The following is a 19,174-nucleotide window of genomic DNA, read 5'->3' as shown; positions in this document are numbered from 1 at the left end:
CGGATTGAAGGTATGTTTTATTGTTACTAGTTAAAAACAAGGGCCGGAATTCCGGCTCTTTTTCTATCCTGCAAAATAAAGGTTTACTTTATCTCTCCGTCTCAAAAAACTCAATCCATTCTCCATCAGGACCAGCGAAGAATATGTAACGTGTTCCATCTGGTAATGTTTCAATTTCTTCTCCTAGTAGAAAGGTTACTTTTTGTTTCTTTAGTCTTTCGATTTCATCCTCTAATGAATCCACTTTAAAACAAATGTGATGTACTTTTCCTTCTGCCGGAAGGGAAGAGTTGTAACCTTCAATTAGTTCAAGTATCGTTTCTTTCGATTCTTCCACACCTAAAAAAGCGAGTTTTAAGTCTGGGTTTGGATGTCCCATACGTTTAATGAGTTGTAAGCCGACTACTTCTTCATAAAATGAGATAGATGTTTCTAAGTTTGCAACCATAAGTCCAACGTGTTCGATTCTTCTAACTGGCATGTAGATTCCTTCCTTCTTTCTGAAAATTATACACAATATATTATTGAAAATTAAGAAAATAAGCAAGATAAAAACCTTACAAATTTTAGCTTGTTATATGGTATAGTGAGAAAGTATGTTTGGGGAGAAGGAAGGAGATTATACGATGAATGCAACTACTCAGACTCCTTCATTATCGGAAACGATGAAAGAGTGGCATTATGCGTTAGCATATGAAATTAAACATTGGAAAACGATAGGTGGTAGTAAAATCTCTATCATGAACGGTCGTTTTTTATATACAGATTATGAAAGTACAGTATACGTATTTCAGCTTATTTCGGAAGTAAGCTTACCTGAAGGTTCACCAATTCGAATTGAGTTCGATGGTGAGGAAGCGACAGGGGAAGTATTATCTGTACATGGATTAGAAATAGAACTGAAATTAAATGATTATATACAAGGTGAAATACGAGAAGCTGTTTTATACAGTGAACCGTGGCAACTGTTAGAACAACTACAAGAGCGATTGAAAGAGGCACATAAAGATAAGCTGAAACGTAATCGTATAAAGCGTCTTGTTGATGGGACGAGCATCCCGAAACATATTGAAAAGATGAAAAATACGAAAAATGAATTGGCGTATCGTTCATTTTACAATCCGACAACGTATGTGTGGGGACCGCCTGGAACAGGGAAGTCGTACAATTTATCACGTATTATTTCGGCTCATTATCAAAAAGGGAAATCGGTACTTGTGTTAGCTCATAGTAATGCGGCAGTTGACGTATTAATGAGTGAAGTAACGAAGCAAATTGAGAAAAAAAAGAAATGGACGCCTGGCGAAATTGTTCGTTACGGTTATAGTCAACATGAACATATAAGAAATCATGAAACGTTACTTGCATCGAAGTTAGTTGAAACAACGAATGGATCTTGGGGAGAAGAAAGACTCTATTTAGAAGAGACACGACAAGATCTTCGTGAAAAGATTTTATCATATAAAGCGACTTCTGCTGATAAGAAGCGTATACAAGAGATAGAAAGTGATCTTCGAAAGCAAAAAGCGAAAATTAAAGAAGTAGAAAAAGAATACATTGAAAATGCGAAAGTAATCGGTGCGACTTTATCGAAATGTGCAATTGATTCACTTATTTATGAGCGTACATTTGATTTAGTTGTCGTAGATGAAGTGAGTATGGCTTATGTTCCGCAAATCGCATTAGCTGCTTCACTTGGGAAACGTATTGTCGTTTGTGGTGACTTTTTACAGTTACCTCCGATTGCGATGGCGAACCATGAACTCGTTCGAAAATGGCTCGGTGAAGATATGTTTTATCATGCAGGGATTGTTGATTCTGTAAATAAATCAGAAGCACATCCGAACCTTTTTATGCTGCAGGAGCAAAGACGTATGCATACGGATATATCGAAGTTTACGAATTCATTTATTTATAAAAATAGAGTGTACGATCATCCATCTGTTTCAGAGCGTAAAGAACTTGCGAAACTGCAACCGTTCGCAAATGAGGCGAGTGTTTTATTTGATACGAGCTTAATGGGCGCCTTTTCGTTAAAAGACGCTGCTTCAGGTTCTCGTTTTAACATTATGTCTGGTTTAGTAGCGATGCAAATGATGTTAATTGGATTGTTAGACGGTGTTCAATCTATCGGTGTAGTTACGCCTTACAGGGCACAGTCCCGCTTTTTATCAACGTGCATTAGAGAAATGTTGCAGAAAACGAAATATCAAAACATACCAGTTTTAGCGGCGACAGTTCATAAGTTTCAAGGGTCTGAAAGAGATATGATGATCTTTGATACGGTTGATAGTTATCCGCAAGAACGACCTGGCGTGTTATTCTTTGACCATAAAAACCATCGCCTCGTCAATGTAGCTGTAACGAGAGCGAGAGGGAAGTTCATTCAATTATCAGATTGCCATTATATGCGTAAAAACCTTTCGAGGAAACAAGCGTTATCACAATTAACAGCTCATATAGAACGTCACGGAGATGTATATGATCGCACGACATCAAGACAATTGTGGGAGCGGAAAATTTCGAAACGTTTACGCTGGTTTATGGAAATGAATCTTGAAGAGCCGAAAGGGTTATTGAAAGATGTTTTAGCCGCAAAACGAAAAATTATTATTTCACTTCCAAGTACAAAGCAAGTGGATAAGCGAGTATGGCAAGCGTTAATGCGTACAAATGCGCAAATAACAGTGTATAGTGATGGACCAGTTCCGTTAAAAAATGTAAAGTTACAAAGACAAAATAAAGCATTCCCGTTTATCGTAATCGATGATGAAATCTTTTGGGCAGGAGCACCTCTTACATCTCAAATGATGTTTGAAGGTAGTATGGAATTTCCGTACATATGTGCAAGATTACAAGCACCTGAAACAATTGGCGTATTAAAAGGGTTTTTAGATATTCGGTAAATTCAGATAGGAATTCCTTGACTTTTGCCTGGAATGAACTTAGAATGAAAATAATTTAATATAATTTTATGAAAATTCTTATCACGAGAGGTTGAGGGACTGGCCCTATGACACCTCGGCAGCGGATTCTTTATGAATACTGTGCCAATTCCAGCAAGGTAACTTGAAAGATAAGAAAGAAGCTCATTTGACTGTATATACAGAAGCCTCTTTCTATCTTTTAGAAAGAGGCTTTTTTACGTGAAAATAAAAGGAGGAAGAAAAATGGGAGCGACAGGAGTAACGTCACAAAGAAAAACAATTGAAGAGAGTATAGAAAGAAATAAGGAAAAGTACATAGAAACAAGTCATAATATTCATGCGAATCCAGAGATTGGTAACCAAGAATTTTATGCATCGAGAACGTTAAGTTTATTACTAGGTAGTGCAGGATTCCAGTTGCAGCACAATATAGCTGGTCATGAAACAGGATTTATCGCGCGGAAAAGTTCAGGAAAACAAGGACCAGTTATCGCATTTTTAGCCGAGTATGACGCTTTACCAGGACTCGGTCATGCATGTGGTCACAATTTAATTGGCACAATTAGCGTTGCAGCAGCGATAGCATTATCAGAAACGCTTGAAGAAATTGGCGGAGAAGTTGTCGTGTTCGGAACACCAGCAGAAGAAGGCGGGCCAAATGGTAGCGCAAAATCGAGTTATGTGAAAGCTGGCTTATTTAAAAACATTGATGCGGCGCTTATGATTCATCCGAGCGGAAAAACAGCTCCAACGAGTCCATCACTAGCAGTTGATCCACTTGATTTTCATTTTTACGGAAAAACAGCTCATGCAGCAGCCTCACCAGAAGAAGGAATTAACGCATTAGATGCGATTATCCAGCTGTATAACAGTATTAATGCACTTCGCCAACAACTTCCGTCAGATGTGAAAATTCACGGAGTTATTACTGAAGGCGGGAAAGCACCTAACATTATTCCTGACTACGCTGCGGCACGCTTCTTCATCCGCGCAGCAACGAGAAAAAGATGTGCGGAAGTAACAGAGAAAGTAAGAAACATCGCACAAGGGGCAGCATTAGCAACAGGCACAAAAGTAAAAATTCATCAATTCCAAAATGAAATTGATGAATTGCTCGTAACAAAAACATTTAATGACGTCGTAGCGGAAGAGTTAGAACTACTAGGTGAAGATGTAAACCGTAAAGAAAGAGTAGGAATTGGCTCAACAGATGCAGGAAACGTAAGCCAAGTCGTACCGACAATTCATCCGTACATTAAAATTGGACCAGATGACTTAATTGCGCATACGAATGAATTTAGAGAAGCAGCACGTTCAGAACTTGGAGATAAAGCGCTAATTACATCCGCAAAAGCACTAGCGAATACAGCCTATCGATTAATTACGGAAGAAGGTTTGTTAGAAAAGGTTAAGGAGGAGTTTAGGGAGGAGCAGAGGAATCAGGGGTAGGTGGTTCAAGGGAGTGGGTTTTACGAAAGGAAAAACTTACGTTTTTCCTTTCGTAAAACATATGTACAATGCAAAAAGGTGACTTTTCGTTCAAACTTGAACGGAAAGTCGCCTTTTTCTTATGCTTTTTTACCTTGTTTCTTTCATTAAGGTCATGATTCGTTTTAAATTAACTGCGAATATGACCATCGCCCCTTGTATTTGCATACCAATCATACCCGAGGAAGATGCCACATCATACCCGTGTCTATGCTTTAGCTCACTATTTTTCGCCTCGATTTAGCCAATAAGACTCCTTCCTCAAGGAACTTGAAGGGTCACAGTCTAGTGAGTAGGTGGAAGATAAATTGAAAATGGGAGTTTTTTTTGTTGTATCAAGTGCAAGAAAAATAATATGAGAAAACTTATGCTTTACATTTCTATACAAAATCAAATAAAATATTCATTAATAAATAGACTGAATTTTCTTTATTTTGAATGGTGGTGAAAAATTGTTATATACAGAATTTATTTCTGAAACAGAGACGATATTGGAATCTTTAATGGATGATTTAATCGTAACAGATGTAAATGGGACGATTCTAAAAGCGACACAATTTACCGCTGATAGATATGGAATTAAGTATGAAAGTTTAATCGGTGCTTCTATTTATGAATTGGAACGAACAGGTATTATTACTCCGATTGTGACACCGTTAATCATACAAAAAAAAGAGAAAATCACAGTTGTTCAGCTTACAAAGACAGGAAATAAATTGCTAGTAACAGGAGTACCCCTATTGGATGAGGAAGGTGAAGTATATCGAGTTGTAAGCTACTCTTATGATGTTTCGGATTTGATAGAAATTCAAAAATATTTAGATCATATGCAAGAGGAACTGGAACGTGTGAAAGAGGAAGCTCAACTTGCACTGCGTGAAAAAATTACATCAGTAGGGTTAATTGCTGATGATCCTGCTATGTATAAAGCAATGGAGACAATACATCAAGTTGCAGAGGTGGATGTAAATACAGTTCTACTTGGAGAATCAGGAGTAGGAAAAACAGCTATTGCTCGTTATATTCATGATAAAAGTCCAAGAACATATGGACCTTTTATTGAAGTCAATTGTGCAGCTATACCTGAGTCTTTATTTGAGGCTGAATTCTTTGGGTATGAAGCTGGCTCTTTTACAGGGGCGAAAAAAAATGGGAAACCCGGATTTGCAGAACTTGCTCATGGGGGAACTTTGTTTCTTGATGAAGTAGGAGAGCTTTCACTTGAACAACAAGTAAAACTTCTTAAGCTAATTGAAGAAAGACAATTTTATCGAGTTGGTGGAACAAAGCTGAAGAATGCAGATTTTCGTCTTATTGTCGCAACAAATCGCGATTTAGAAGAGCTGGTAGAGAATAAAAAATTTAGACAAGATTTATATTTTCGTTTATACGTTGTACCAATTTTGATTCCTCCATTACGTGAACGACCTCAAGATATTATGAATTTGATTTATTTATTTTTGAATAAATTTTGTACTCAATATAAAAGGGAGAGGGAATTGGATCAGGCGGTCATACAAATTTTATTACAGCAAAAGTGGAAAGGAAATGTAAGAGAATTAATGAATATAATAGAACGGCTCGTGATTACATCACATTCAAAGCTTATTACGATTGAAAATATACCAGATTACTATAAATCTAAGAGTGGTGATGAATTCGTTAAAAAGTCGTCTCAAACTCTTACAGAAATACTAGAAATGGTAGAGAAGCAAGTATTATTTGATGCTAAGAGAAAATATAAAACGACTGTGAAAATAGCAGAGAATTTAGCGATAAGTCAGCCCTCTGTAGTAAGAAAATTGAAGAAGTATAAGATAAATTGAAGTTATGAATGGTGAGAAGATGGATGAAACATTTTTGTCCATCTTCTTCTTTTTTTCTAAATTGGCATGATATTTGCATTAATAAACAATACAAAGGAGGAGAGAACATTGCCTTATATATAAATACTTATTTTCAATACTTTAAGATTTAGCACAAGAAAAATAAGTAGGGGATAAATTGATAAGTCAACCTTTATGAGTGAGTATGAGGCAAAGAATACTCTAATGTAAGATTTATTTTATTTAAAGTTGTAGAAAAATAAATGGTAGGAGTGAGAAGATGTATAAACCTAAGGATTCTGCTATGTCACCTCGTTTTTGTGGAGTGAAAACGTTTATGAGACTAGAACAAAAAAATACTACTGAAAATGTAGATTTTGCAGTGCTAGGGATTCCTTTTGATACTGCACAGTCGTATCGTGTGGGAGCGCGTTTAGGACCGAATCATATTCGGAATTTTTCAAGTTTATTACGTCCATATAATCCAGATCAAGCAATTGATATTTTTGATTATTGTTCAGGGGTAGACTATGGAGATTTAGATATTGTACCTGGTAATATTCATCGTACATATGACAACATCGTAGAAGGTTTAACACCTTTATTAGAAAAAAGGATTGTACCTATTATATTAGGCGGGGATCATTCTATTTCATTAGGAAATTTAAGAGCATTCGCAAAGCAATTTGGCCCTATAGCTCTTGTTCATTTTGATTCGCATAGTGATACATGGGATCATTACTATGGAGAAAAATATATGCATGGAACTCCATTTCGACGGGCGGTTGAAGAAGGGCTTATTAATGTCGATCATTCTATTCAAGTAGGAATGCGTGGTCCTTTGTATGGACCAAATGATATAGAGGATGCAAGAGAGTTAGGTTTTGAAGTTATTCCAATGAGAGAAGTGCGGAAAATTGGATATACAGAAGTGTTACGGAGAATTCATGAACGAGTAAAGGATGCAGTAACTTTCGTTTCATTTGATATTGATTTTATAGATCCTGCATACGCACCCGGAACGGGAACGCCTGAAATTGGTGGACCTACAACGATTGAAGCAGTGGAACTTATGCAAGGATTAGATGGATTACATATTGCTGGATTTGACTTAGTCGAAGTGTTACCTGCGTATGATAGTGGAGAAATTACAGCAATTGCAGCATCAAGTATTGCATATGAAATGATTACTCTTGTAGCGATGCAAAAAAGACGTAATTTAGTAAGGCTAAAATAGTATGTATTGAAAAGGAGGATGTTATGAATACAGTAGATATATTACTAATGGCTGGTTATTTTATAATTATTATTGGTATTGGTTTTATAGGGGCAAGGAAAGCAAAAACATCTGAAGATTTTATGGTTGCTGGTCGTAGTTTAGGTTTAGTGATGTATCTAGCCTGTTTAGCCGCAGTAATTCTTGGTGGGGCATCTACAATTGGAACTGCAAGATTAGGATATGAATTTGGTATTTCAGGGATATGGCTCGTTGTTATGATTGGAATCGGAATTATTCTATTAGGAATATTTTTAGTGAAAAAAGTATCAAGATTTAAAATAATTACAATCAGTGAACTGTTAGGATTACGTTTTAATTCACAAACAAGAGTGATTACTTCATTGATTACATTTATATATGTAACGATGATTACTGTAACGCAAGTAATTGGAATGGGGACTATATTAAATGTACTACTAGGATGGGATATTAAACTTTGTATGTTATTAGGCGGTAGTGTAGTTGTTATGTATACATTACTGGGGGGCATGTGGTCTGTAACGATGACCGATATATTTCAGTTTATTGTAATGACAATTGGAGTATTTGCAATTATGTTACCTCTTAGTTTAGATAAGGCTGGAGGTTGGTCTGCTCTTCAAGAAAAATTACCACATAGTTATTTTGAAATAGCCAACATTGGTGGAGATAAAATTTTCTCGTACTTTCTCTTATATTGTTTAGGGGTACTAATCGGCCAAGATATATGGCAGCGGATTTTTACTGCCAAGACTGCAGGGATTGCGAAAAAAGGTACAATTGGCGCAGGGGTATACTGTCTTTTATATGCTGTTGCAATCAGTATAATTGGCATGTGCGCTGCTGTAGTTTTTCCGAATTTAAGTGATCCACAAAGTGCGTTTATAACAATGGCTATTACAATTTTACCAGTAGGCTTATTAGGGATTGTCATTGCAAGTGTTGTTTCAGCTCTTATGTCAACTGCATCTGCAACACTATTAGCGTCTTCAACATTAATTGTAAACGACATAATAAAAAGTACTACATCTAAGAATATGAGTGAAAAGGATGTAATTAGAACTTCAAGAATTTTAACGTTAATTATCGGAATATTCGTAATGGTTAGTGCTGTCTGGATTCAGGATGTTATTGTAGCGTTAGATGTTGCATATGCAATATTATCTGGATCGGTATTCTTTCCGATAATTTTAGGGCTGTTTTGGAAACGCGTAACAGACAAAGCGGCATTTTACTCTATTATTTTAAGTGCAATTGTCACGATAGTTGGTTTAATTGTACAAGGTCTTTCGGCTACAGATCCAATCTTATATGGGATGGCATGTAGTGTTTTATCAATTTTCATCATTTCGTATTTAACGTCACCAGAATTTGAAAAGTATGAAGAGTGGAAAGAACAGCATACAAATGCAGATGTAGATGTAGATGCATAAACAGATGAATCAATGATTTTTATATGCAATGGGAAACTGATGCACAATGATAAGGAGGAGTTCAAATGACTACAAATTGGAATCATTTAATTGAAAGAATGCCACAATTACTAGCACCAAGTATGGCAAAAGACCATCCGAATTTACCGGTCGTGAAAGAAGAAGGATGTTACTATTTTGGGCTAGATGGGAGGAAATACCTTGATTTTACATCAGGTATTGCAACGACCAATGTTGGACATCGTCACCCAAAGGTCGTACAAGCAATTAAGGATAGTGCAGAGTGTCTGACTCACGGCCCATCTGGAGTTATCATGTATGAGTCAATTTTATGTCTTGCGGAAGAACTTGGGAAGGTATTGCCTCCTAAATTAAATTGTTTCTTTTTTGCAAATAGTGGCACAGAAGCGATTGAAGGGGCGATTAAGTTAGCAAAATATGTGACGAAAAGACCATATGTTATTTCTTTTTTAGGGTGTTTCCATGGGCGATCAATGGGGGCATTAAGTGTAACAACTTCCAAAAGTAAATATCGTAAGTTTTTGCAACCTAATGGGCTAACGTATCAAATTCCATATGCAAATATTAAAGGTTGTCCGGAAGGGATTGATCCTGAGGAACACTGTGTTGAAAAACTAGAAAGAGATTTTGAAACTCTGTTTAATCATCAAGTTACACCAGAAGAAGTTGCATGTGTAATTGTAGAGCCTGTGCTAGGGGAAGGGGGATATATTGTTCCACCAGCTGGATGGCTAAAGAAAGTTCGTGAAATTTGTAATCAGCATGGAATTCTATTAATCTTTGATGAAGTACAAACAGGATTTGGTCGTACAGGTGAATGGTTTGCAGCACAAACATTTGGAGTAACACCAGATATTATGGCAATCGCAAAAGGAATTGCATCAGGATTACCTCTTAGTGCAACGGTTGCGTCAAAAGAGTTGATGCAGCAGTGGCCATTAGGAACACATGGTACAACTTTCGGAGGGAATCCAATTGCATGTGCAGCGGCACTGGCAACTCTTGAGGTAATGAAAGAAGAACGGTTGGTTGAAAATGCGAAAGAAATGGGTGCTTACGCAGTTCGGAAATTGTATAACTTAAAACAAAAACATTCTGTTATTGGAAGTATACGAGCTGTTGGGTTAATGATTGGAATTGAAATTATTAGCCCTGAAACAGGTACACCTAATGGTGAGGGATTATTTAAAATATTAGACATCGCATTAAAAAAAGGTGTACTATTTTACTTCTGTGGAAATTCAAGTGAAGTAATTCGAATGATTCCACCGCTTTCTATAAACAAAGATCAGATTGATGATGGATTAGCAATTTTAGATGAGGCACTTACAGAATATGAGGAAGAGTTGAAGGTCTTGGTGTAGAATTAAAAAATAATAGATTTCGTTAGATTGAGGGAGAAAAAAGAGGAGAATGGTATAGTACATTTAAGTAAATGGCATCCATTTGAGTAAATTAGATGTACTTTACAAACCTCTCACCAAAGATTTTTACATGGAAGGAGAATAGTGTGAAACACATAATAAAAGATGTATTAATGAATTATTTTAAAGAAATTCATTCATTAGTACTGGAAGAAGAATTACATAAGGACAGTTGGCATACAGATCTACACTATAAAATCATGGTGAATGGAAATCGGTATTCTGCACGGTTTATGAATAGCAATCGAACAATCAATCCGGCCTTTGGGACGTTATCAAATGAACAATTGAAAGAGCAAGTACGGTTTACGTATTATTTACGCGAGCATAGAATCCTTTTTATGCAAATTAATAAAAATAGGTCAGGGGAGTCATTTACATTAGTCGCTTGGAATGATGAACAATACCGATTTGTATTGTCTAATTGGATTGAAGGAGAACATATTACACTTTGTACAGAAGCTATTGCAGGAGCATTTGGAAAGGAAGCAAGAAAGGTTCATGATATTTCTAGTGCATTTCAAAGCGCGATTTTTCAGAAGAAATCTCATTTGGATGGGTATGTTGAGTTTATTAATATGTTAGAAAGCAAGACAAGCGCATGTAAGGAATTGCGGGAGTATATAGATCTTGCTAAATATCATATAGAGTGCGCATATACAAGTGAATTAGAGTTTATTGTACAAACAGACTTAAATCCTTTGAATGTTTTATGGGGCTCAAGTCAACAGGTAAAAGGAATTGTAGATTTTGAATCTATTAGTTATGTTGACCGTATTGAAGGGTTAGCCTTTTTAATAAAGTGGTATTCCCGAACAGAAGGAATGCAGTCTCATGAAGTATGTTCGGAAGTTGCTAGAGCATTTTTAGAAGGGTATAAGGCTCATAATATTGTAACCTTAAATGATTACAAAAGACTTTCTTCATTATTATGGTTATCCGGTAGTTTGAATTGGAATTTTGTGAAGAAAACGTTAAGTGTGTTAGACGATGAGAGAGGATTAGAGGAACATTTGCAAGTTTATAGAGTAAGAGGAGAAAGGTTATCTTCATTGTTAATTTGTAGATAACATTTCTTCTCTTTTGGGATTTATAAAACAAAGCATATGAGGTGTTCTAAAAATGAAAATACAAATTGTATTGTTTGACGGTTTCGGAGAACTTGTCTCCTTTGCACCTTTTGAAGTACTGAAAAGAGCGATAGAAGAAGGGGCTCCGTTTACGGCTGAACTCGTATCAAGTGAACGAAAACAAGAAGTTACTACTTCATTTGGAGTTACGGTTAAACTACATGATTTTTTAAGGATGGATAATCGTCCAGATTTGTTAATTGTACCTGGTGGTGGCTGGAATCATAAAGCAGAACATGGGGCAAGAAAGCAAGCTGAACTTGGTACTTTGACTAAAATGATTAGAGAGATGCACAATGAAGGAACGATTGTTGCGGGAGTTTGTACTGGAGGTATGTTACTAGCTGCATCCGGTATATTGAATGGTAAAAAGGCCACAATGCATCATTTGGCGCAGAGTGAAATTAGTGAATATGGAGCAGAACTTCTTCCTTACAGAATTGTGGATCAAGGGAATGTTATTACCGCAAGAGGAGTTACTTCAGGAGTTGACTTAGGTCTCTGGATTACGGAAAGGTTCGCAAGTCCCAAAATTGCAGCTGCTGTTGAATATAGAATGGAATACGAGAGGCGAGGTGTTGTTTGGAAGTGATTTGAACGTAATCATAGTTTTTTGCTGTAGAGCGTATTTATCCTTAAAGAAAAAGGGCCTACTCGTATGAGTTGGTTCTTTCTTTTATACACTACTATTTTTTACAGTAATATCTTTTCCAAAAGAGCATAGAATGGATCATATATTTTGTTTCATAGTGATAATGATTTTTATTATATATTCATAAATTAGTAAAAAGTAGTTTACAAATTTGTATCTGGCTTATATAATTTGACTCATATAAAAAAGTTTCCTCAGGGAAACTCAGGTATGGATTTACATTCATATTATATTTTTTTGTCCGAAAGTTGCCTTTGTGCAAAATAATTATATTAACGAAAAAAAGAAGGGGGAATACACAAAAAATGAGTGAGGCTATAATCGTCAAAGATTTGTTTGTATCCTATCAAGGGAATCAAGTAGTTCAAAACGTTTCTTTTGAAATTGAAAAAGGAAAACTCGTTGGAATTATCGGTCCAAACGGTGCGGGGAAATCTACTTTAATGAAAGCTGTTTTAGATTTAATCCCAAGTGATAAGGGATATGTTCGGATTCTTGGAGAGGATATTCGAAGCGCTAGAAAACATGTTGCATATGTACCGCAAAGAAGTGATATAGATTGGGATTTCCCGATCACAGTAATAGATGTCGTACTAATTGGAACGTATCCATCTTTAGGGATGATGAAAAGGCCGAAGAAAGAGCATCGGGATTGGGCGTTTGAATGTTTAAAAAAGGTCGGAATGGAAGAGTTTAAAAATCGTCAAATTGGTGAGCTTTCAGGTGGACAACAACAACGTGTCTTTTTGGCGAGAGCGTTAGCACAAAAGGCAGAGATATTTTTCTTAGATGAACCATTTGTTGGAATTGATGTAACAAGTGAAGAGACAATTATTAAAATTCTTAGAGAGCTACGTATAGAAGGGAAAACGATTGTTGTTGTACATCACGATTTAAGTAAAGCAGAGTCCTATTTTGATAAATTACTATTACTGAATAAAAGCTTAATTCATTACGGGGAAGTACGACAAGTATTAGAACCAACTGTTATGTCAAAAGCATATGTGAATCAGGGAATATTGTTTAATAATGCAGCGGAGGTACATTCATCATGAAGATTGTAGAATTTATAGATGCATTAACGCAGTACAGTTTTCTGCAGAAGGCGCTTTTAACTTCCGTTATGGTAGGAGTGATTTGTGGGGTAATAGGATGTTTTATTATTTTACGAGGTATGGCATTAATGGGTGATGCGATCTCACATGCCGTTCTTCCTGGAGTAGCACTTTCTTATATGATCGGTATGAACTATTTCATAGGGGCGGTTTTAACTGGTGTTATTACTGCAGTTGGAATTGGATTTGTAAGTCAAAATAGTAGAATTAAACATGATATGGCGATAGGGATTATGTTCACATCTGTTTTTGCCGTAGGGATTATTTTAATTACCTTTATGAAGAGTAGTTCTGATTTGTATCATATTTTATTCGGAAATGTCCTATCAGTTCGTTCTTCTGATATGTGGATGACACTTATTATCGGAGTGGTTATTATCGGGCTTGTGATGTTGTTTTACAAAGAATTACTCGTATCCACTTTTGATCCAACGATGGCGCAAAGTTACGGATTACCAAACAAATGGATTCATTATGGCTTAATGATTCTACTTACAATGGTTACAGTAGCATCACTTCAAACTGTAGGAATTATTTTAGTTGTCGCTATGCTTATTACACCAGCGGCTACAGCGTATTTATTAACAAATCGTTTATGGGTCATGATTTATTTAGCTGCAGGTATTGGTGCACTTTCATCTGTAGTAGGGCTATATTTTAGTTTCTCTTATAATCTTGCTTCAGGTGCAACAATTGTTCTTGTCGCAACATTCTTGTTCGCATTGGCATTCTTTTTTTCACCGTCACAAGGTTTGTTTTGGAGAGCTATCAAAATTAGAAAAAATAGAGCAGAGTTGTCATAATTGATTGGAGGATAAAGATGAAATTCAAAAATGTTTTATTATCGATACTTTGTATTTTCGTATTTGCATTAACAGCGTGTTCGAGTAACACCAATGGAAAAGAAGAGGGCAATGGAAAATTAAAAATTGTAACTACATACTCCATTATATATGATATGGTGAAGCAAATTGGTGGAGATAAAGTTGAGATTCATAGTCTTGTTCCGATTGGAGCTAACCCGCATGAATATGATCCATTACCAAAAGATGTTATGAAAATGACAGATGCAGATATGGTGTTTTACAATGGATTAAACCTCGAAGAGGGCGGAGCATGGTTTAAAAAACTATTGAAAACTGCAAACAAATCAGAAAAAGATGCACCGGTTTATAAAGTAAGTGAAGGTGTAGAAGCTATTTATTTAGAAACAAAAGGATTAGAAAAAGAACCAGACCCACATGCATGGATGAATATTAAAAATGGTATTTTATATGCTGAAAATGTAAAGAAAGCATTAATTAAAGAAGACCCTAAAAATAAAGAGTTCTATACTGAAAATGCCGATAAGTATATAACAGAACTTCAAAAGTTACATGATGAGACAGTGAACAGAATTCATCAACTTCCGGAAGAAAAACGTTTCCTAATCTCTAGTGAAGGTGCTTTTAAATACTTTGGAAAAGCATATGGAATTAAGACAGGATACATTTGGGAAATTAACTCAGAGAATCAAGGTACTCCAGATCAAATTAGAGATGTTGTAAGTTTAATTCAAACAAACAAAGTTCCAGCTTTATTTGTAGAAACAAGTGTAGATCGACGTAGCATGGAAACTGTTTCAAAAGAAACAAACGTGCCGATTGCAGGGACAATTTTTACAGACTCACTAGGTAAAACAGGTGAGGATGGAGATACGTATTTGAAAATGATGAAATGGAATATAGATACAATTATTAATGGGTTACAAAAGTGAAATCTATCTGTTTATCAAGGTAGCGTAACTATTGAAGAATTTTAAAATAAGAGAAAAAAGGCCAACTCCTAGGAGTTGGCCCTTTCGTTTATGTATTATGTTTTAATTTTCTATGTTTAATAATTAGGATGTATCCAATGTAAATCGGATGTAATTGTACAAATCATTTTTCACTAAATTATTTGTTTTCATGGTTTAGGAAGTACAAAATTAAGTTTTATAGAAATAGCGGAACTTTTAAAAGATCACTATCATATTGTATCGTTTGATCTACCTGGACATGGGAAAACACCGAGTTTTGGGAAGGATGAAGATTACGATGCATCTCATTTAACAAATTGGGTAGTAGCATTACTTGAGCAGATAGGAAAAGAAATATTTCATATAGTAGCGCATTCATGGGGAGCAAGCGTTGCGCTTCACTATGCAGCAGAATGTCCAGAAAAAGTGAATAAAATGGTTTTGTTAGATGGTGGTTATCATCATGGTAAAATGAATGCAAATTATTTTGCGGAGCTATATAAAGGTACGAAAGAAGGAGAGTGCCCACCGCGGTTATTAGAAGAAGAAATTACTCATTATGAAAAAGATTTTGATGAATATACTTTTGACAATAAAGAAGCATTCATCCAATCAGAAAAAATGGTTTATAGCAGGTGGTCACCATTAATAGAACGTGCGGTTTATGACTTAATGCGAAAAGAAGATAATAAAGTGAAATGGCATGCTACTGGCGATACCGCTAGAAGTGTAATTAAGTTTCAATATAAGGTGTATAAGACATTGAAATCGCATAAAATTAAAAACGATATTTTACTATTGTATTGTGATCTTCCAGATAATTATTTAGAAATAAGAGAATTGCAGATTAAGGAATTTAAGAAGCGTATTGATATTACGACTAAGCTTTACACAGATACAGGGCATTTGATGCATTGGGATAGACCAGAAGAGATTGCTGCGGATGTTTTACATTGGTTTATATAAAGAAGGTCCGTTGTTCGAATTTGAGCAACGGATTTTCTTGATACGTTACCTGAAAAAGAAACCAGTATCTCTAAATTAGAGGAAAGTAAAAAATAAAGAAAAGAGGTTGCCTAAAAGTAACTATTCAGCGACTTTTGGGACAACCTCTTCTTTTCGTTGTAGATTTTCAAGAAAATTCAGAATAAAATAAAAATATATTCACCTACCTATTATTCACTAATGAAAAGAGGCTAGCGAAATGCAACTGAAGTATGGGAAGCACATTAATATATTATCTATTGTTCTAACTTTGTTCTCTTTTTCTGTAATTGTAAGTTTCTCTACCTGGTTGAGTGGATATTCAATTCCCAACCTTTCTACAATGCTTAAGGTAACAATGTTGAGTGCATTTATTCTTGGAATTATAGGGTTTAGACAAGAGAAAAGCGCACTAGCGATTATAATTATGGGAATATGTGCCTTTGCTCTAGTCGTTCTATATACTTATGCGGTTATAAGTTTTCTTGAGCATTAAGCACCATAAAAAAGAAACGAACATATATGTTCGTTTCTTTTTTTGGGATGATTATTATAAAATAGCCTCTTCTAATGATTGAGTGCTGAATCCAAGAATTAATTTTTGAATGTTATTTTCATGATCTTTTACAATGATATATGGAACGCCCTGTACGTTAAAGGATTCAAACTCTTCTTTTTCTTCTGGGGTATTAGGGGTACCCCATAGTAGAAAAAAATATATTTTGATGCAAATTTATGGTGTAAGCAAGAGCATGAAAGTTCTATCGCCAATTCTTTTTTTGATATAATAGATGTGAAGCAGGAAATAGATAGAAAGATACTGCTAGTAATTTATACTTAAATGTAGGGTAACTAACTGTTACGATTTATTTAACCAATTATAACGAAAGTTAATTAAATATATCAGTAAGCCCTGCTAGTCCAGTGATTGGCTAGTAGTGAGGGTTAACTGCGGGCAATCCCTAAAGCTGATTGAACTACAACGTGGCTAGAAATAGCGAGCGTGAATGTTGCGAAAGCAGAAAAAATCAATCAGATGGTGTAAGGTTAAATCCTAAACACTAGAACAATGGGTCTTCCGCCTCGAATCATCTAAGTCAAAATGGATAAGATGAACGTTCAACGACTATCTCGTATAACTGACGAGAGTACATCACAAGCCTATGGTGGTGGAAAAATCCTCTATCTCTAAAGAGATAAACATATAGTCTGCGCTCATGTGAAAATATGAGAAGTTCATAAGAGAACTGGCTAAGGAATTGCGCCCTTAGTTGAACGAGATAAATTTGATTGAATTGTATAGATTTAGTTAAGTTTATCGTATCGGAGATTGAACAGAGTTATGGGGAATGAAAAAGAAATTAGTTCCGCTAAATTAATATGGAAGATGACGCGCCCACATACATTAACGGCGACGTTTTCTCCTGTAATTTTAGGGACAGTAGCATCACTGTATGTTACAGACATTCATTGGCTTTTATTTATTGCGATGATGATTGCATGTTTAGCATTGCAAATAGCAACGAACTTATTTAATGAGTACTATGATTTCAAACGTGGATTAGATACCGCTGATTCTGTTGGCATTGGTGGCGGAATTGTCCGTCACGGATTGAAACCAAAAAATGTGTTAACAGTTGCGCTTTTATTGTATGTAGTAGCAGCATTTATTGGAATTTATATTTGTATGAATAGCAGCTGGTGGCTAGTCGTCATTGGTTTAATTGGGATGGCGGTTGGCTACTTATATACAGGTGGTCCATTACCAATTGCGTACACTCCGTTTGGAGAATTAGTTTCTGGATTGTTGATGGGGACATGTTTTGTACTCATTGCTTTCTTTATTCAAACGAATACGATAACGATTGAAAGTGTATTAATTTCTATTCCAATTGGAATTTTAGTAGGTGCAATTAACATGTCGAATAACATCCGAGATATCGAAGAAGATATTAAAGGTGGAAGAAAGACGTTGGTAATCCTCCTTGGGAGAGAAAAAGCAGTGGTAACACTAGCTGTAGCCTTTTTCATTGCTTATTTATGGATTGCCGTAATTGTATTGATGGGTTATATAAGCCCTTGGGCATTAGTTATGTTCCTAGGTTTAAGAAAGCCAATCTCTGCTATTCAAAGTTTCCAAAAAGGAGCAAAGGATCCCGGGTATATGCGCATCGCAATGAAATCAACAGCGATGACAAATACGATTTTCGGATTCTTATTATCGGCAGGATTATTAATTAGTTACTTGTTTTAAATAAAAAATATTGTTAAGTAACTTAACCCAATTTCTCGATTTTAATATAGAGAAATTGGGGTTTTTATTTTTGTATTTCTTTAATAATGATCAAACTCTTTTATAACTCTACATTATGTAATAGATTAGTTGAGATAAAGATCAGGATAGTTAGAGGAATGCTTTTTATATTTGTCTAAGTTATAGATGTTTTCAATAAAAAAATAACAAAATACAATATTTTTTTATTGAAAAACGATAAATAACATGTTAATCTTTAAAAAAAGATAGACAAGGATGAAGAAGAATGAAAAAAATATTTTTAATTGGACTTTCTACCATAACTTTAATTATTGTTGGTTTTGTCTCTTACATTACATTAACAACGAAAGATCCATTAAGTGACAAAGAATTTCCAAAAACTCAAGAAAAAGCAAAGGCAACTGCTATTGAATATTTTCAAAAAGAAAAACAGTTAGATGTTGTTATAACTAAAGTTGGAGTAGTGGGAGAAATAGGATATAAAGTTTGGATTGAAGGACATGAGCTGAATAATGAACAACAAAAAATTGATGCAATTATAGATGTTGCAAAAGAAGATAAATATAAAGTAATAAGTTCTAATATCAATTAAATATCAAGTATTACGTATAATTGATATTACCTTATAATTCTACCTTTAATATGAAAAAACGCTATCCTGTTTGTAGAAATATACAGAAAGGATGGCGTTTTTGTATGGATCTTTCGATTCAAGATGAGTTTCATTATTTGCTGAAGAATTACAGTTATCTCTGCATTTTATCTTTATACCGTCATGCTATTATCTTGATATAACTATGTTGTATGTAGTAGTGACAGAAATAGTGAAAGATTTCTAATTGGTTAAAATATAAAATGAACTAT

The 19,174-nt window shown here is 35.2% G+C and carries 16 protein-coding genes, 1 pseudogene and 1 riboswitch; of the genes and pseudogenes, 15 read left to right on the top strand and 2 right to left on the bottom strand.

From position 1 onward, the window contains the following. Positions 1–88 precede the first annotated feature (88 nt). A complete protein-coding gene (locus DET63_RS03420) occupies positions 89–481 on the bottom strand; it encodes a VOC family protein (RefSeq protein ID WP_001145281.1) in 393 nt (130 codons plus the stop codon). Between the two features lie 115 nt (positions 482–596). On the opposite strand from DET63_RS03420, the gene DET63_RS03415 reads away from it, so the two are divergent. Beyond that, the gene (locus tag DET63_RS03415; protein WP_113935857.1) at positions 597–2,906 is read left to right on the top strand and encodes an AAA domain-containing protein; all 2,310 of its coding nucleotides are present in this window, start codon (positions 597–599) and stop codon (positions 2,904–2,906) included. Positions 2,907–2,981: 75 nt separating this feature from the next. After that, positions 2,982–3,083, top strand: a riboswitch (SAM riboswitch). An 87-nt stretch (positions 3,084–3,170) separates the two neighbouring features. Further along, positions 3,171–4,376 (top strand): M20 family metallopeptidase, encoded by a 1,206-nt coding sequence (locus DET63_RS03410; RefSeq protein ID WP_113935856.1) that lies wholly within the window; start codon positions 3,171–3,173, stop codon positions 4,374–4,376. Positions 4,377–4,505: 129 nt separating this feature from the next. Here DET63_RS03410 and DET63_RS03405 read toward each other — a convergent pair. After that, a pseudogene (locus tag DET63_RS03405) lies at positions 4,506–4,655 on the bottom strand (IS5/IS1182 family transposase); the annotation flags it as partial. Between the two features lie 212 nt (positions 4,656–4,867). Between DET63_RS03405 and DET63_RS03400 the strand changes: the two are divergent. The 13 genes from DET63_RS03400 (at position 4,868) to DET63_RS03340 (ending at position 18,902) form a co-directional block, all read left to right on the top strand. Next, a complete protein-coding gene (locus DET63_RS03400) occupies positions 4,868–6,241 on the top strand; it encodes a sigma-54 interaction domain-containing protein (RefSeq protein ID WP_113935855.1) in 1,374 nt (457 codons plus the stop codon). A 280-nt stretch (positions 6,242–6,521) separates the two neighbouring features. Continuing rightward, positions 6,522–7,478, top strand: a complete 957-nt coding sequence (gene speB / locus DET63_RS03395; RefSeq protein WP_113935854.1) for an agmatinase — start codon at positions 6,522–6,524, stop codon at positions 7,476–7,478. Between the two features lie 23 nt (positions 7,479–7,501). Continuing rightward, positions 7,502–8,932, top strand: coding sequence for a sodium:solute symporter family protein (locus DET63_RS03390; protein ID WP_113935853.1), 1,431 nt, complete (start codon positions 7,502–7,504; stop codon positions 8,930–8,932). A 65-nt stretch (positions 8,933–8,997) separates the two neighbouring features. Continuing rightward, positions 8,998–10,317, top strand: a complete 1,320-nt coding sequence (locus DET63_RS03385) for an aspartate aminotransferase family protein (RefSeq protein ID WP_113935852.1) — start codon at positions 8,998–9,000, stop codon at positions 10,315–10,317. 146 nt (positions 10,318–10,463) lie between these two features. Continuing rightward, positions 10,464–11,447, top strand: coding sequence for a phosphotransferase (locus DET63_RS03380; protein ID WP_113935851.1), 984 nt, complete (start codon positions 10,464–10,466; stop codon positions 11,445–11,447). A gap of 52 nt (positions 11,448–11,499) precedes the next feature. Beyond that, positions 11,500–12,099, top strand: coding sequence for a DJ-1/PfpI family protein (locus tag DET63_RS03375; RefSeq protein WP_113935850.1), 600 nt, complete (start codon positions 11,500–11,502; stop codon positions 12,097–12,099). A gap of 365 nt (positions 12,100–12,464) precedes the next feature. Next, positions 12,465–13,214, top strand: coding sequence for a metal ABC transporter ATP-binding protein (locus DET63_RS03370; RefSeq protein ID WP_002084653.1), 750 nt, complete (start codon positions 12,465–12,467; stop codon positions 13,212–13,214). Continuing rightward, positions 13,211–14,077, top strand: a complete 867-nt coding sequence (locus DET63_RS03365; protein WP_000706185.1) for a metal ABC transporter permease — start codon at positions 13,211–13,213, stop codon at positions 14,075–14,077. Before DET63_RS03370 ends, DET63_RS03365 begins: the two co-directional genes overlap by 4 nt. 17 nt (positions 14,078–14,094) lie before the next feature. After that, positions 14,095–15,030, top strand: coding sequence for a manganese ABC transporter substrate-binding protein/adhesin MntA (gene mntA, locus DET63_RS03360; RefSeq protein ID WP_113935849.1), 936 nt, complete (start codon positions 14,095–14,097; stop codon positions 15,028–15,030). Positions 15,031–15,207: 177 nt separating this feature from the next. Next, positions 15,208–16,017, top strand: a complete 810-nt coding sequence (locus tag DET63_RS03355; protein WP_113935848.1) for an alpha/beta fold hydrolase — start codon at positions 15,208–15,210, stop codon at positions 16,015–16,017. A gap of 238 nt (positions 16,018–16,255) precedes the next feature. Beyond that, complete coding sequence (locus DET63_RS03350) at positions 16,256–16,531, top strand: hypothetical protein (RefSeq protein ID WP_001176332.1); 276 nt, start codon at positions 16,256–16,258, stop codon at positions 16,529–16,531. 846 nt (positions 16,532–17,377) lie between these two features. Next, on the top strand, positions 17,378–18,289 hold the full coding sequence (gene menA / locus DET63_RS03345) for a 1,4-dihydroxy-2-naphthoate polyprenyltransferase (protein WP_012261223.1): 912 nt from the start codon (positions 17,378–17,380) through the stop codon (positions 18,287–18,289). 286 nt (positions 18,290–18,575) lie between these two features. Further along, positions 18,576–18,902: a hypothetical protein gene (locus DET63_RS03340; RefSeq protein WP_113935847.1), complete on the top strand. Its 327-nt coding sequence runs from the start codon at positions 18,576–18,578 to the stop codon at positions 18,900–18,902. The last annotated feature ends 272 nt before the right edge of the window (positions 18,903–19,174 follow it).

Origin of the sequence: Bacillus sp. DB-2 (genome assembly GCF_003315125.1) — a bacterium.
In the GTDB taxonomy this organism is placed as follows: Bacteria; Bacillota; Bacilli; order Bacillales; family Bacillaceae_G; genus Bacillus_A; species Bacillus_A mycoides.
This window is presented reverse-complemented; position numbering and strand designations above follow the sequence as displayed.

What these genes read in the sequence shown, in the direction of transcription:
- mntA (WP_113935849.1), top strand. Translation starts at nt 14,095, where the DNA reads ATGAAATTCAAAAATGTTTTATTATCGATACTTTGTATTTTCGTATTT.
- DET63_RS03390 (WP_113935853.1), top strand. Translation starts at nt 7,502, where the DNA reads ATGAATACAGTAGATATATTACTAATGGCTGGTTATTTTATAATTATT.
- menA (WP_012261223.1), top strand. Translation starts at nt 17,378, where the DNA reads ATGGGGAATGAAAAAGAAATTAGTTCCGCTAAATTAATATGGAAGATG.
- DET63_RS03350 (WP_001176332.1), top strand. Translation starts at nt 16,256, where the DNA reads ATGCAACTGAAGTATGGGAAGCACATTAATATATTATCTATTGTTCTA.
- speB (WP_113935854.1), top strand. Translation starts at nt 6,522, where the DNA reads ATGTATAAACCTAAGGATTCTGCTATGTCACCTCGTTTTTGTGGAGTG.
- DET63_RS03385 (WP_113935852.1), top strand. Translation starts at nt 8,998, where the DNA reads ATGACTACAAATTGGAATCATTTAATTGAAAGAATGCCACAATTACTA.
- DET63_RS03340 (WP_113935847.1), top strand. Translation starts at nt 18,576, where the DNA reads ATGAAAAAAATATTTTTAATTGGACTTTCTACCATAACTTTAATTATT.
- DET63_RS03370 (WP_002084653.1), top strand. Translation starts at nt 12,465, where the DNA reads ATGAGTGAGGCTATAATCGTCAAAGATTTGTTTGTATCCTATCAAGGG.
- DET63_RS03375 (WP_113935850.1), top strand. Translation starts at nt 11,500, where the DNA reads ATGAAAATACAAATTGTATTGTTTGACGGTTTCGGAGAACTTGTCTCC.
- DET63_RS03420 (WP_001145281.1), bottom strand. Translation starts at nt 481, where the DNA reads ATGCCAGTTAGAAGAATCGAACACGTTGGACTTATGGTTGCAAACTTA.
- DET63_RS03365 (WP_000706185.1), top strand. Translation starts at nt 13,211, where the DNA reads ATGAAGATTGTAGAATTTATAGATGCATTAACGCAGTACAGTTTTCTG.
- DET63_RS03410 (WP_113935856.1), top strand. Translation starts at nt 3,171, where the DNA reads ATGGGAGCGACAGGAGTAACGTCACAAAGAAAAACAATTGAAGAGAGT.
- DET63_RS03415 (WP_113935857.1), top strand. Translation starts at nt 597, where the DNA reads ATGTTTGGGGAGAAGGAAGGAGATTATACGATGAATGCAACTACTCAG.